Annotated in this window: 11 protein-coding genes; 6 read left to right on the plus strand and 5 right to left on the minus strand. The window is 68.4% G+C overall.

The features are described 5' to 3' along the window. Positions 1 to 49: 49 nt before the first annotated feature. Positions 50 to 826: a class I SAM-dependent DNA methyltransferase gene (locus PFX91_RS10505; protein WP_285731258.1), complete on the plus strand. Its 777-nt coding sequence runs from the start codon at positions 50 to 52 to the stop codon at positions 824 to 826. A 74-nt stretch (positions 827 to 900) separates the two neighbouring features. On the opposite strand, the gene PFX91_RS10510 is transcribed toward PFX91_RS10505, so the two are convergent. Together PFX91_RS10510 and PFX91_RS10515 are read right to left on the minus strand one after the other, a co-directional pair. After that, positions 901 to 2,151: an MFS transporter gene (locus PFX91_RS10510; protein WP_285731259.1), complete on the minus strand. Its 1,251-nt coding sequence runs from the start codon at positions 2,149 to 2,151 to the stop codon at positions 901 to 903. Further along, a complete protein-coding gene (locus PFX91_RS10515; protein WP_285731261.1) occupies positions 2,135 to 2,587 on the minus strand; it encodes a DUF1428 family protein in 453 nt (150 codons plus the stop codon). The genes PFX91_RS10510 and PFX91_RS10515 overlap by 17 nt, the downstream gene beginning before the upstream one ends. Positions 2,588 to 2,697: 110 nt before the next feature. Between PFX91_RS10515 and PFX91_RS10520 the strand changes: the two genes are divergently transcribed. The 5 genes from PFX91_RS10520 (at position 2,698) to PFX91_RS10540 (ending at position 7,292) form a co-directional block, all read left to right on the plus strand. Further along, positions 2,698 to 3,351, plus strand: coding sequence for a winged helix-turn-helix transcriptional regulator (locus PFX91_RS10520; RefSeq protein WP_285731263.1), 654 nt, complete (start codon positions 2,698 to 2,700; stop codon positions 3,349 to 3,351). 500 nt (positions 3,352 to 3,851) lie between these two features. After that, the gene (locus tag PFX91_RS10525; RefSeq protein ID WP_285731264.1) at positions 3,852 to 4,358 is read left to right on the plus strand and encodes an SRPBCC family protein; all 507 of its coding nucleotides are present in this window, start codon (positions 3,852 to 3,854) and stop codon (positions 4,356 to 4,358) included. A gap of 62 nt (positions 4,359 to 4,420) precedes the next feature. Next, positions 4,421 to 5,176 (plus strand): SDR family NAD(P)-dependent oxidoreductase, encoded by a 756-nt coding sequence (locus PFX91_RS10530; RefSeq protein ID WP_285731265.1) that lies wholly within the window; start codon positions 4,421 to 4,423, stop codon positions 5,174 to 5,176. A 72-nt stretch (positions 5,177 to 5,248) separates the two neighbouring features. Then, the gene (locus tag PFX91_RS10535; protein ID WP_285731266.1) at positions 5,249 to 6,361 is read left to right on the plus strand and encodes a ScyD/ScyE family protein; all 1,113 of its coding nucleotides are present in this window, start codon (positions 5,249 to 5,251) and stop codon (positions 6,359 to 6,361) included. Between the two features lie 268 nt (positions 6,362 to 6,629). Then, the gene (locus PFX91_RS10540; RefSeq protein WP_285731267.1) at positions 6,630 to 7,292 is read left to right on the plus strand and encodes a TetR/AcrR family transcriptional regulator; all 663 of its coding nucleotides are present in this window, start codon (positions 6,630 to 6,632) and stop codon (positions 7,290 to 7,292) included. Between the two features lie 23 nt (positions 7,293 to 7,315). On the opposite strand, the gene PFX91_RS10545 is transcribed toward PFX91_RS10540, so the two are convergent. From PFX91_RS10545 to PFX91_RS10555, 3 genes are read right to left on the minus strand one after another with little or no spacing between them, the layout of a single operon-like run. After that, the gene (locus PFX91_RS10545; RefSeq protein ID WP_285731268.1) at positions 7,316 to 7,819 is read right to left on the minus strand and encodes a flavin reductase family protein; all 504 of its coding nucleotides are present in this window, start codon (positions 7,817 to 7,819) and stop codon (positions 7,316 to 7,318) included. Positions 7,820 to 7,821: 2 nt separating this feature from the next. After that, positions 7,822 to 8,274: an acyl-CoA thioesterase gene (locus PFX91_RS10550; protein ID WP_285731269.1), complete on the minus strand. Its 453-nt coding sequence runs from the start codon at positions 8,272 to 8,274 to the stop codon at positions 7,822 to 7,824. A 2-nt stretch (positions 8,275 to 8,276) separates the two neighbouring features. After that, positions 8,277 to 14,081 carry a type I polyketide synthase gene (locus PFX91_RS10555; protein WP_285731270.1) on the minus strand — a complete coding sequence of 1,935 codons (5,805 nt, stop codon included), beginning with the start codon at positions 14,079 to 14,081 and terminating at the stop codon, positions 8,277 to 8,279. Between the last annotated feature and the right edge of the window lie 291 nt (positions 14,082 to 14,372).

Genomic DNA, 14,372 nt, shown 5'->3' on the forward strand with positions numbered 1-14,372 from the left:
CCTTCGCGCGCTCTGGACACGACCACGGACACCGGACAGGAGACGATCGATGACCGACACCACGGAGAGATCCGAGAGCCCCTACAGCGGGCTGGCCGCGGTCTATGACCGATGGATGGCCGCCGACCGCGTTCCCTATCAGGCCTGGGCCGCCTACATCATCGACCGGTTGAAGGAGGCCGACAGGCCCGTACGCAGCGTCCTGGACCTTTGCTGCGGCACCGGGATGACGTTGGCGATGCTCCAAAAGCACGGTTACGAGGTGACGGGAGTGGACGCCTCGGCGGAGATGCTCGCTCACGCGCGCCGTCGTGCGGCTTCGGGAACACGGTTCCACCAGGCCTCACTGCCCTCGCCGTTGCTCACCGAGATCGGCCCTTTCGACGCGGCCACCTGCTGCTACGACGGGATCAACTACTTCGTTTCACCGGGCCAGATGGCATCGGTCCTCGCCCAGGTGTACGAGGCGCTCCGGCCCGGCGGCGTGTTCGTGTTCGACCTGAGCACCAGACTCACCTTCCAGGAGATGACCGCGCTCGGCCGTACGGGTGAGGATTTCGGCGACTTCGCCTATCTGTGGGACACCCGCCCGGTGGAGGGGGCGCCCTGCTTCGACTACCTGGTCACCGTGTTCACCAAGGGTGAGGACGGCCGCTACTCGCGCACGGACGAGATCCACCACCAGCGCTGGTTCTCCCGCGAGGAACTGGAGGAAGCGGTCACGGCCGCGGGGCTGCGGACGGTGTGCGTGAGCGAAGACTACGGAACGAAGGAACCCACCGCCGACACCCGTCGAGAGACGTGGACCGTACGGCGTCCGCTCTGAGGGGCCCGCACACGGCACTCGTGCCCGGCCATGGCCGGGCACGAGCGGGACGGACCCCGCCGCCCACCTTCGGGTCAATGAGCGCCGGCCCCGTCGCCCGCCCTGGTCGCCGCGCGCAGATCGCGGTCGACCTCGACGATGGAACGGTCGAAGGCCAAAGCCACGGTGAGCACACCGCAGATCAGGACCAGGACCATGGCCATGTCCAACGAGGTCCACTCCGCCAACCACCCGTAGACGGTGGGCGAGAGGATGAAGGCACCGTAGGCGGGCATCATGATGGCCCCGGCGATCGCGCCGGTGTGCGCCGGTGCGATGCGTGAGGCGGCACTGATACCGGTGGGCTGGACCCCGGCGTTGGCCAGACCTGCCAGGGTGAAGGCCAGGAGTGAGGTCCACACCCCGGCACCCAGCATGAGCACCGCACCGGCGACCGCCATGCCCGCCCCCGAGAGCAGGAAGGACATGCGCACACCGGCTCGGGCCACGAGCCAGGCGTTGCCCATACGGCCGATCAACATGGTGAAACTGAACATCGCGAAGGCGGCGCCACCGACCACGATCGGGACGTTCATCAACTGGTCGACGTAGATCACCACCCATACCTGGACGATGCTCTCCACCGCGATGCCCAGGGCGGTCAGCGCGAACACGACCCGGAACAGGCGACTGTCGGCCATCAACGCGCGTACCCCGAAGTCGGGCGCGTCGGCCTGCTCCGCTTCGGGGGCGTCCTGAGGCACGGGGTAGCGGACCACGAAGGTGGCGATGAGGAACGGGGCCATCACCACCGCGCCGACCAGCAGTACCCAGCGGTAGTCCATGCCCAGACTGATCAGGGCTCCGCAGCCCAAGGCGCTGATGACCGTTCCACCGCTGTTGACCGCGTACATCACGTTCGCGACATCGCGTCCGGAACTGTTCTCCAGGTCCATGAAAACGCTGTTGGTGGAGGTGTCGATCAGCGCGCTGGCGACACCGGCCAGCGCGAAGGCCGCCAACAGACCGCCAACGCCGTCCGCCCACGCCAGGGTCATGAACATGGCGATCATCGCCACCTGTCCCCAGACCGCGAGATCACGGTTGCCATAACGGCGGTAGAGGTACTTGGTGCCCAGGAGCGTCAGCAGCGCGGCAATGGGCAGCAGGAGGTGCACCGTGCCGAACAGGCCCTCGCTCAGGTCCAGGGCGATGAGCACTTCCGCCCACATGACGGTCATGACCCCGATGGCGAAACCGAAGGCCAGGAACTGTCCCCCTGAGACCCAGGCCAGGGCCCGAGTGCTCGAAGGCGGCCGGACGGACCGGTCAGGGCTGTTCTGCATGATCGGGCTCCTCGGGGATCCTGGACTTCCACACGGGCTGGGGCGCGGTGAGATAGGTACGGAACTCCTCGGAGTTCATCACATGGTAGAGGCTGGAGAACTCACCTCGTACGATGCGCCCGATATCGGTCATGGCCACCAGTTCGTCGTAGAGCCGCCCCAACTCGGGATCGGCGTCGACCAAGGGCATGACCCTGTCGAAGTGGGCCCGGTCGTGGAAATAGTTGAGCTCGGCGTAGATCGCCTCGTCCGGTCTGATCTCGACCGAGTCCTGGATCGCCCCGCAGCCGTACTTGGCCTGGGGGTCGGCGACCTCGAACACACTCCCGCCGAGTGCTCCGTGCCTCACGAAGACCTCGATCGCCTCGTGAACGAGATCGGCGAAGGCGGCGGACCGCCGAAGGGGGACGCGGTGGAGGAACCAGATGATGTACATGGGGCCGCCTTCGCTCCGAAGTCAATGAACTCATCGCAGGACGACGCTATAAGAACAGATAGTATCCTGCAAGACATGATGACCATTCAGGCAGGGAACCCAGGAACGTCATGACCAACAAGCGCGACTACGGCCAGTTCTGCGGCCTGGCCGCCGGTTTGGACATCGTGGGCGAGCGCTGGACGCTGCTCATCGTGCGCCAACTCCTCATCGGCCCCGCCCGGTTCAACGAACTTCTGCACGACCTTCCGGGGTTGGCCCCGAACCTGTTGTCGGAGCGACTGCGCACCCTGACCGCCTACGGTCTGGTCAGCGTCTCGGCCGCCCCGGGGGATGCCCGTGGAAAGGTCTACGAACTGACGGAGGAGGGAGTGAGCCTGCGCGAGCCGGTACTCGCCCTGGCACGGTGGGGACTGAGTCAACTGAGCAAGAAGGAGGTCATCGGCGGCGTGGTACGGGCCGGCTGGGGCTTCCTCGCGATCCAGGCCATGACCATTCCCGAGTTCATTCCACAGATCAGTGAACGATACGAGTTCCACATCGACGATGAGGTGTTCGGTGTCCGCGTGGGCGGTGGCGAGGCCGAGTTCGTCCGCGGCCCCCTTTCCCCTCCCGACCTGGTGATCCACAGCTCCGCGGAGACCTTCGTCCGTGTCGGAACCAAGATGCTGACCCCGTTCGAGGCCCTGGCCACCGGCGACATGCGGGTGGAGGGCTCGGCGGAGGCCGTCCACCGGTGCAGCCGCATGCTCGGCCTGGCCTGAGAACGGCGGGCGGGACACGCGCCCGAACACAGGGTGTTGAACTTCTTCGCTATAGATGATTATAGTGACCTGGCTTACGAGCGAGCGTAACAGGCCCTGTCCCCACCGGGGACGGCCGGAGATCGTGGTGCGGGCCCCTGTCCACCGGTGGAGGAGCCGGCCCCCGTGTTCGGTCTCGCCGTCGGTACCGAGCACGCCCGAGGAGGTGACACGTTGACCGCGTTCCACGCGGACCGGAGAAGCCGCCAGGACACACCCTTCCGCCGTTCCGCCACGGATTCCACGCCGGCGGTGTCGTCGCCGGACGGTGCGACCCTCCCAGAACGCGAGGACACGGCGGACAGAGGAGGGCGCCCTCCACGGTCCCCGACCGTTTCCACCAAGAACTCTCGGACAAGCCCGTCTCCGCCTCCGCGGACGAACGGCCACACCCACACCACACAGAAGGAGGCAGGGGCCTCCTCCGCCTGAAAGGCGGGGGCGTTCGCCCCGTACACCGGATGAACACTCCCACGCTCTACTCGACGGTCGCCCCTGATCGCACCTCGATGCGTCTGGTGCGACGCCTGCCCGCGCCTCCCGAACAGGTGTGGGCCGCGTGGACCCGGAACGAACTGCTCGAACTGTGGTTCGGTCCCGCCCTGAGCGGCGAACCGGGCCCCGACAGCCGCTTCGTCCTGGAGGGGCGAGGACAGCACGGTGACACCATCGCCTGCGAGGTACTCGTGTGGAAGCCGCCCCACCAGATGGAGATCACCTGGCGCTACACCGGGGAGCACGACTCCAGGGTCAGGCTGAACCTGGCCCCCGCGGGCGAGGACCACACCGATCTCACCCTGGAACACCACCAGCTCACCGCACCGGCCGACCCGGTCGACTACGCCGCAGGGTGGCACATGTACAGCGACTCGCTCCACGCCCATCTCACCGGCCGCCCACCGCTGGTCGACTCCGACGCGCGCTATGCGGAACTGTTCCCCGAGTACGCCAAGCTCGCCGGGAGCTGACCCACGCCGTCCTCCGCACGCGACCCCACCCCCCACTCTCTCGCCGCGAGGAGCACAAGAGCATGCACGACAACCCGACCGCGGACTCCAGGTCGACCCCCATCGACGGCACCGGGCGAACCGCCCTTGTGACCGGTGCGGGGCGTGGACTCGGCGCCACTCTCACCACTCTCCTGTGCGCACGGGGCTGGAACGTGGTGGCGACCTCCCGTTCCGGTGACGAACTCGCCGCCGTCGCCGGAAAACTCAACGCGGAAGGACCCGGCAGGGTCGTCGCGATACCCGGAGACGTCTGCGATCCCGGCCACCGCGCCCGCCTGGTGGCGGAGGCGGGCGCACTCCCCGGCTTCGGCATCGTGGTGAACAACGCCGCCCTCATGGGGGTGAGCCCGATCGCACCGCTGCTCGAAGCACCCGTCGACGTCTACCGGCGGGTGATGGAGACCAACGTGGTCGCTCCCTTGGCCCTGATCCGGGAGTCCGTCCCCCACCTTGGCTCCGGATCACTGATCGTCAACATCTCCAGCGAGTCCGCGGTACAGGCCTTCCCCTGCGCGGGAGTCTACGGAGCCAGCAAGGCCGCGATGGACCAGGCCGGACGCATCCTGGCCCTGGAGTTGGCCGAGGCCGGGATCGGTGTCGTGGCGGTCGACCCCGGCGACATGGGCACCCGCATGTACGCCGAGGCCGAGCCCGGCGCCGACCTGTCCGCGCTTCCCTCCCCCGAGAGCACCCTCCCCTTCTGGCACTGGCTCCTGGGCCGGCACCCGACCGACGTCAGCGGCGGGCGCTTCCTCGCCCAGGAACACACGCGCTGACCCCTTCCGAAGACATCTTCGCCGGATCCACCACGGCCTTCCCACCCATGCCCGATCTCCACGGAGCCCCCCATGCCCCTGTCGGTAGGACGCACTCTCAGCCTGGCTGCGGTAGCAGCCCTCGTCACGGCCTTCGCCGCGCCTTCAACGGCCACGGCCATCGAAAAGGACCTCAGCTCCCAGGCGAGTCTGGAGGTCGTCTACGAAGGTCTCGACAACCCCCGCAAGATCGTGTGGGACCCGCTGCGCAAACGGATGCTGGTCGCTGAGGCGGGCACCGGAGGAGCGGGCCCGTGTTCACCCGGCGTGGGCGGTTATCCCGCCTGCTACGGCTCCACCGGCGCGGTCTTCTCCTACACACCCGCCACGGACACCTCCACCCGTTTCGCGGTGCGTCTGCCCTCGGTGGACAACGAGGTCACGGTGATGGGCCCGCACGGTGTGGACGTGTACCGGGGACAGGTGCACGTGGCGTTCGGGTTGGCCGGGAGCCTGTCCACCCGCGACGGCATCGGTGGGCCGGCTCTGCCCCTGGGACAGGTCGCCAGGGTCGGGCCGAGCAGCAGGGTGTTCCCCTACGGCGACCTCGCCACGTTCGAGGAGGAGAACGACCCCCATCCGGTGGAGCTCAACTCCAACCCCTACGGCCTCGCGGTGGGCCCCTCGGGAACCGTGGCCGTCGACGCGGGAGGGAACACGGTCCTGCACGTCTCCCCGGAGGGCGACGTACGGATGCTCGCCCTCCTTCCCGACCATCAGGTGGACGGTGGAGCGGTCGAGGCCGTGCCGAGCTCGGTCGTGGAGGGCCCCGACGGGGCCTACTACGTGAGCGAGTTCAGCGCGGAGCAGGAGACCGGCACCGCACGTATCTGGCGTCTGACGCTCAGCGGCGACCTGGAGTTGTACGCCGAGGGGTTCACGGCCGTCAACGACATCGCCTTCGACCATCAGGGACGCCTGCTCGTCCTGGAGATGGCCGCAGAGGGGCTGGAGTCGCCGAACCAGACGGGGCGTCTTCTCCGGATCGAACCGGACGGGACACACGTGGTACTGGCCTCTGAGGGACTGGAACACCCGGGAGGTGTCGCGGTGGCCCCCGACGGCGACCTCTACGTCACCACGCGTTCTTGGGATCTCGTCAGCCAGGGCCCGGGGCAGCTCGTCCGCATCAGCATCGAGGCCTGATCGAGCGGGGCCGCGGCCCCTTCCTCCAGAGCGGTCCGCGGCCCCGCTCGATCACCCAGATGAGATATGACCATGGAAAAAGGGCATTCGGCGGCTAATACCACCGAAACACCCGGTCCGGCCATTTCTGCACGCATCGGGAAAGACCCTTTCCGCGCGTTCTCACCGACCTGAAAAGGAAGATCGTGCTCCATACACATCTCGTGTCGTTCTCCCTTTTCATGGCACACGACCCGAAAAGGACGCGACGAAGAACCCCTTCGACGCCATGAGTCCACGGAGACCCGATCCGCGGTCACGCTCCGTACTGATCGATGTCGCGGCCCGGCTACTGGCCGCGGAAGGGCCGGCCGCCCTGTCCACCCGACGCATCGCCAGGGAGGCCGGCTGCTCCACCATGGCTCTGTACACCCATTTCGGTGGAATGGGGGGGCTGGTCCGCGCGATGGTGGAAGAGGGTTTCCACCGCCTCCAGGAACACCTGACCCAGGTGGTGGCCACCGACGACCCCGTCACCGATCTGGCCCGGCTCGGTCGGGCCTTCCGCTGGAACGCCGTGTGCAACGAACACCTGTACGCGGTGATGTTCGGAGGGGGTTCCCTGGCCGGTTTCCGGCTCTCGGAGGAGGACCGGCAGCACGGCCGATACACCCTGCGTAACGTGACCGCCTGCGTGAGCCGCTGCCTGACGGCCCGGCGCTTCAGCCCCGCCGACCCCGAGTTGATCGCGCACCGTCTCTGGTGCGCGATCCACGGCTTCACCATGCTGGAGCTGGGCCACTACCTCGTCCCGCCCTACGACGCGGACCGATGCTTCGAGGACCAACTCGTGTTCTTCATGGTGGGCTGCGGCGACGAGCCGGAGGCCGCCCGAAGATCGGTGGCGGACTCCGTCGGACGTGTTCCGCCCCAGGGCACCGTAAGCGCCTGACGGAGGGACACGTCCGACGAGCATCAATCCGCGGCCGCCTCAGCCGCCGAGACCCGCCGCATCCTGTGAAAGGCACTGCCGTGGAACACCAGGGCCGGACCGACCCCGCCCGTGGTGGCGTCGAGCACCCTCGCGATGAACACCGAATGGTCCCCGGCTACCGTCTCCTGGACGACCCGGCACTCCAACCAGGCCAGAGCCCCGGCGAGCAGGGGCGACCCGGTGTACGGTCCAAGGCGCCACTCCGGTGGGCCGAACTGCTCCCAGCCGTGAGGGCGGGAGGGATGGGCGAAACGACGCGCCACATCCTCCTGATCCGAGTTCAACACCGACACCGCGAAACCTCCCCCCGTGGAGAGGGATCCGTGCATGCGCGCCGTACGGGACACGCAGCACAGCACCAGAGGGGGGTCCAGTGAGACCGACCCGAAGGCGTTGACCGTCATGCCGTTGGGAGAGTCTCCCCCGACCGTGATCACCGTGACCCCGGTGGCGAAGGCGGACATCACCCGGCGCAGATCCTCCATCCTCAGACCACCCCCGCTCGTACCGTGGTGGAGCCGACGAGGTACGGAGCGAGCGCCTCCCTCAGTTCCCCGGGTACCCGGACCGGTACGGTCTCGGTTCCGGACCCCCGCATACAGGCGATCCGCTGCCGCCCGCGCGCCACGAGGAGCTCCTCCTCCCCAAGACGGACGTAGTCGAAGGAGAACTGGATCTGGGTCCGTGTCAGCTCCTCCAAACGCATCCGGACGCAGATGTCGTCGAACGCGGTGATCTCGGCGAAGAAATCGCACTCCGCCCGTAGGGTGAAGAGCTTCAGGCCGTCCCGCACGTCCGCCAGGACGCCCGGAGCCCGGTCCCGCAGGAACATCTCCCGACAGCGTCCCTGCCAACTCAGGTAGTTGACGTAGTAGACGTTGCCCACCAGATTCGTCTCCTCGAAGCCGACGGTGTGGCGGATCTCGTAGTAGTCGGACATCATCACTCCCCTTCGTGCAGAACCGCGAAGACCACCGGTGCGGGCCGGCCTTCCAGAACGGTCGTCCAGGTGGCCACCCGCGCGCCACCACAGGCGAACACGACCCACCCGTGTTCACCGACCGAGCCGAGAGTCAGGGAACGGCCCGGTTCGCCGGCCTTGCGCAAACACTCCAGCGCGCCCCACACCCGGGTGCCCGCGGTGTCGGAGGACTCCTCGGCCTCCACGGTCACCAGATCACGCAGAGGCATCAGGTCTCCGCCGAGCAGTCCGGCCCAGTCCTGTTCGGAACGCCGTGCCACGGTCTCCACATCACAGGCCAAGCGATGTCCTCCGGCCACCACCAGGGTCACGCCGGCCCCGTGGGCGGCCGAGACCAGGGCACCGGCCACCTCAGGGCGACCGTCGGGTCTGTGGCTCACCCGGACCGGGTGGCCCAAGGCACGGCCGACCGCCAGCTCGGTGCGTTGCCGGCGTTCCTCCAGCCCACCGTCCGACGATGGCGGGGCGGGTTCGACGACCACCGCCCTGGTACCGCCGAGCACCTGCTCCAAACGCCGTTCCAGGTACGGGCCGAGCAGCGAGGGGATCCACGGACCTGATCCGTCGCCCGTGCGCACCGCCCGTAGCCGCAGGCCTTCCCAACTCTCGACCACGGCCCCCGAGGGTCCGCGCAATTCCACGTCGTAGACATAGGAGTCGCCCTCCTGGAAACGCTCCTTCGCGTGGAGCAGCACTCGCCCGGCCGCGGCTCCGGGCTCGGCCGGGTGGAGGCGCTCCACCCCCTCCGGGAGGAGGGTCCCGTGTGGAACGCACACCTGGAGCGCGTGCATCACCGCGTCGCGTGTCCCGGGATCCGCGAGCCTCCGTTCCTGGGGCATGAAGGTGCCGAACCAGTCCTCCTGGATCTCGCTGGACAGCTCGGCGATCACAGAACGGGCGCCGGCCCGTCGGTAGGAGAGCAACCGGTGGAACCTCTTGCCTTGGAAGAGCACGTCCTCGTAGAGGTCGGAGGGTTCCAGCGGTACACGGGGTAGGTGGTCCGGAGCGTGGACGGCCGGTCGGAGCGGAAGCGGCCGGGCACCCTCCTCCGGCCAGCGTAGACGTGCGCGGAAGTGCTCGGCGGCGTATCCCGTCTCCTCGCTGAAGAGGGCGACGTCCACGCTCCGCGCGTCACGGACGAGAGCCGCCACCCGGATCGTGGTCGTACTTCCCGGACGGACGGTCACCGGGCGGGTGAAGCGCACCGATTCCATGACGGGCGCCCCGGCATGGCCGCTCACCGCGGCCGCCACCTGGGCCATCGCCTCCATGCCCAGGACCGCGGGGAAGAGCAGGTCGCCGTCGATCCCGTGGTCGGCCAGATAGGGGTCGTCGTCGACGGAGAGCACCGCTTCGGTGATGAGCTCCACCCACGGATAATGGACGAGGATCCGTTCGGTGAACCGTCCCAACGGGACTTCCGGCCGCTCCATGGTGATCGTGGGAAGCGCACCGGTCCGACCGCTGACGACCAGGACAGGGCCCACGGACCGGTCGGAAAGGACCCGGTGCAGTACGGCGGTGCCCTCCTCCACGGAGATCGGGGCGATACCGTCACGCATCAGCGTCTCCACCACACCCATCCGCTCCCCCATCCCGGTCCCCGCCCAGACCGACCACTCCAACGCCAGGACGCGGACGTGCGGGTGGGTACGGCCGTATTCGACGACCATCTCGGTGAGCCAGTCGTTGGCCGTGGAGTAATGGGCCTCACCGCGCAGTCCGGCGCGTCCGATGATGCTGCCGAAGGAGACCAGCAGCCGAAGCCGCTCCGGAGCCAGGGCCTGGAGAACCGCGTCCAGCCCGTCGACCTTGGGCGCCAAGGCGTCGTGGAACGCCCGTTCCGTCAGCCCGTGCAGGGCCGCCGGTTCGTTGCGTCCGGCGCCGTGGAACACCGCGGTGATCTCTCCCAGCCGCTCCCGGACGTCGCGCACGGCTTCACGGACCTCCTCAGGGCGGGTCACGTCGGCGCGGACGTAGGTCAGACGCGCACCCGCCCGAGTCATCCGCTCCAGGTTGGCGGCGAGTTCAGGATCCTTCTCCGAGGCACGCCCTACCAGGGCCAAGGCCGCCCCGTACTCCGTGGCCAGGGACAGGGCGCACTCAGCGGTGATGCCCTTGCCTCCGCCGGTGACCAGGACGACGTCCTCAGGGCCGAGGGGAGCCTCCCCCTCAGGGTCCTTCTGCGGAAGGGCCCTGAGGACGGACACGGTGCGCCGCCGGTCCGCGTCATAGCACACCTCCGTGAACCCGGTGGTGGCCGCGACCTCGGCGGCCACGAGGCCTACGACCTCGTCGTGGTCCGCCTCGTTCCGCGGTTCCGGATTCTCCAAGGTGACCAGGGTGGTCACCACGCCGGGGGCCTCCTGGTGCAGTGTCCGAGCGACGCCGGCGGCTCCGCGACGGCCTTGGACCACCACGAACCGGCTCCCCGAATCCGCGGCCACGGCGGCGCGTGCGGCGTCGAGGAGGAGCCTCACCTGCTTCGAACCGCCCACCTGAGGCAGGCACAACAGGACACCGGGGCCCATACCGGAGAGGCCCTGGCGAAGGGGTTCGGCCAAAGGATGGCCGAGCGGTGCGTACACACTCCATCCGTCCCCGTCTCCATCCCCGTTGACGGGATCGGGCCCGTTCCCACGGACCGGTGGAGCACTCACATGGCAGACCTCGAAGGCGCGAACCCAAGGAGCGACGCCCGGCACTTCGGTTTCCCCTGTGTCTCCTGGGGGCACTTCGGAGAGGGCGTCGATCATCCCGGCCAATTCGCCCAGGGTCGCGGTGGCGTAACCGCTGACGGCCTCCAACGGCGGCAGTTCCAGGTGTCGGGTGACCTCGTTGACCATCTGACCGACCGTGATGGAGCTGAGGTGGAGGTCGTCGAGCGGTCGGGTGTGCTCTCCCACCATGGACGGAGGAAGTTCGGCCCGGGCCGCGACACGGGCCCGGAGGAGTTCCAGGGTGTCGCCCCCGTCGTGCCCTCCCTTCCCAGGACCGTCGCCTCCGGAGGTGTCCGCGACGCGTTCGGTGCGGCCCAGAGCCGTGCTGGGCACGGACTCGCACGGGTTGGCCAGGAAGGTGAACCTCTCCGGCAGTGGGCGGAAGAGCCGACCGGTGAACAGAGCCCGCGTGTCGACCGGGGCCCCCAGGACGTAGGCCGCGGCCACCGCCCGAAGGAAGGGGGCCAGGGACGCGGCGTCCGTGTCGGTGGAGACCACCGGCACATCCGGCATCATCGCCGAGGCCAGGCCCGTCAACACCTGTCCCGGCCCCACCTCCACCATCAGGTCCGCGCCGTCCGCCAGGCGGACGAGTGCGTCGTGGAAACGCACCGGCAGCACGATCTGCTCCCGGAGCAGGAGACGGACATCGGTGTCGGGTTCCATCTGTCGGCCCGTCACGGTGGAGACGGCGCCCCGGGTCGGTCCGTCGAACACGGTCCGGTCGAGTCTGCGACCGAACTCCTCGGCCGCGTCGGCCACCAGGGGCGAGTGAAAGGCGTGCGAGACGTTGAGACGTGTGCTGTCCACCCCTGCCGCGCGAGCCCGTTCCCGGACCCTTTCCACCGCGCCCTCGACGCCGGAGACCACCGTCTGCCGAGGTCCGTTGTACCCGGCGACGACCACGTCGGCCTCCCCGTCGAGCAGTGCCGCCGCCACCTCCGCCGAACAGGCCAGACCGGCCATGGCTCCGTCCGGACGACCGGACCCCGCCATGGCCCGGCCTCGCGCGACCGCCAGTGCCAGGGTCTCCCTGGCGTCCACCGCGCCCGCCCAGTGCAGACTCGTCAACTCTCCCAGGCTGTGGCCGGTGGCGCCGTCGGCCCGGATTCCCAGGTCGGCCAGCACGCTCAGGGCCGCCAGGGAAGCGGAGACGATACGGGGTTGAGCCACTTCTGTGGCCACATGGTCCCCTCCCTCGAGGATGCCGGCCTCCCCGAGCATGCGGTCCAACGCTGCGAAACGCCTGCGGAACGCACCGTTCCCACCGTCGCCCGACCCTTGGCCCGGAAAGAGATAACGGATGACCGGAGGGGTGGTCCGGTGCGCCAGGTAGAGACCGCGTTCCGTGTCGAGCACCTCGGTCTCCCCCGCGTCCAACCGTTCCACGAGCGTGTTCACGGCCCGGTGGGCGGCCTCGGGGGAGGAGGCGACCACGGCGGCGCGTGCCGGCCGTCCCTCGTTACGCTCCGCGAACGAGGCCGCCAGGTCCGTGAGCTCGGCGTAGGAGAGCAGAGGCAGCGTCTCGGCGAGTTCCAGTAGGCGGTGGCGCACCTCACCGAGGTCGGTACCGTCCACGAAGAGCACCTCGGCGTCCTGGCGTCCGGCCTCGACGGCACGCACACGGGAGGTGAGGCCTGCGCCACGATGCTCCGCCACCGCCTCGATCGTGACGTGTGTGTTGACGCCCCCGAACCCCATCGCCGAGACGCCCGCGCGCACCGGCCGGTCCTCGGGCCAGGTCAACGCCCGGTCGGGTACCCGCAGCGCCGTCGACTCCGTCAGCAGCGGGTGCGGGTCGTGATGACCGCTGGCCGGTGGGATGACCCTGTGGTACACCGACAGTGCCGCCTTGATCAGACCCGCGACACCCGCGGCCGCCTTCGTGTGCCCGATGTTGGCCTTGATGGAACCGAGCGCCGCAGGCGGGGCCGTGGAGGACGCGCGAGCGCGGGCACCGGAGAGAGCCGCGATCTCGGTCGCGTCTCCCAGCGCGGTCCCGGTGCCGTGGCCCTCGAAGTAGCCGACCGTGTCGATGCCGTACCCGGCTCTGCGGTAGGCGCGCTCCAGTGCCAGGCGGTGCCCCTCCTCCTCCGGCCGGGTGATACCACCCCGTCCGTCGGAGGAGACCCCCCAGCCCGTGATCAGGGCGTAGGAACGCAGTCTCCGGGCGATCGCGTCCTCCTCACGGAGCAGGACCAGCGCACCCGCGCCCTCCCCTGGCCAAAAACCGTTGGACGCCTTGTCGTAGACCCTCATGTCACCGGTGGCCAGCGCCCCCGTCCTGGCGAAGCCGACCATCTCGAAGGGGTCGATGGACAGGTCCACCCCACCCGCGATCGCGACGTCGAGATCACCCTGCGCCAGAGCCGTGGCCGCGGTGGCGACCGACAGCAGTGAGGAGGAGCAGGCCCCGTCCACCGTGTATCCGCCGCCGGCGAGGTCGAAGTGATTACACACCCGCCCCGCGATGGTGTTGGAAAGACCCCCCGCCAGGCTGTCCTCGTCCATCCGTGGGAAGGGAGCCTTGTAGGAGCTCTCCAGTTCCACCAGGAAACGGTCGGCGTCCTCCTCGTCCCATCCCCGTTCGAGCAGGGCGGCGGACACGGTCTTGCGGACGTAGGGCCACCGTAGGCGCAGGACGTTGGCTCGGGAGAACTCCCCGGTGAGACTGTTGCCGATGACCACACCGGTGGTCCTGCGAGGCAACCCCTCCCCTTCCGGAAAGCCGGCATCCGCCAAGGCGCGGGACACCGTCTCCAGCGCGAGCCAGTGGGTCATGTCCGTCGAACGGAACGAGGATCCTGACACACGGTAACGAAGACGGTCGAAGGAGAAGCCCTGGAGAACCGCGGCCCTGTCCGTGTAAAAACGGTCCTCCGCGTTCTGGTCACGAGACCAATAATCATCCAGATCCATCCTCTCCGGAGGTATTCTCCGGAAAGCCCTGCGCCCGGCGAGAACATTATCCCACAAATCGTCTGGGCCATCCGCATCAGGATAACAAAGGCCCATTCCCACGACAGCTATTCGGACGGTTCCCACGACCCACCCCAAACAGGATCAGTGAATTAACAGCGGCATGAACCAACACCAATCATGAGAGGCCACGCAAAAATTATCTTCTCCTCCCCTGCTATTCCATTTCATAACAGTGTGATTCTTTCTGCGCGGAAATATGTCCGTTCGTGCTGGTCAGGGCGGCACCGCCCGGTGACGAAAGACCGGCCGGTCACCCTGGAAGCATCGAGGAAGACGGCGTCCGCGTCTGGTGCCCGTACATCGACGAAGGGTCCCGAAGGACGGCCTCGCAGCGGCGCACACACGCCCTCAGGG

It is taken from the genome of Nocardiopsis sp. ATB16-24, assembly GCF_030271535.1.
Taxonomy (GTDB): Bacteria; Actinomycetota; Actinomycetes; order Streptosporangiales; family Streptosporangiaceae; genus Nocardiopsis.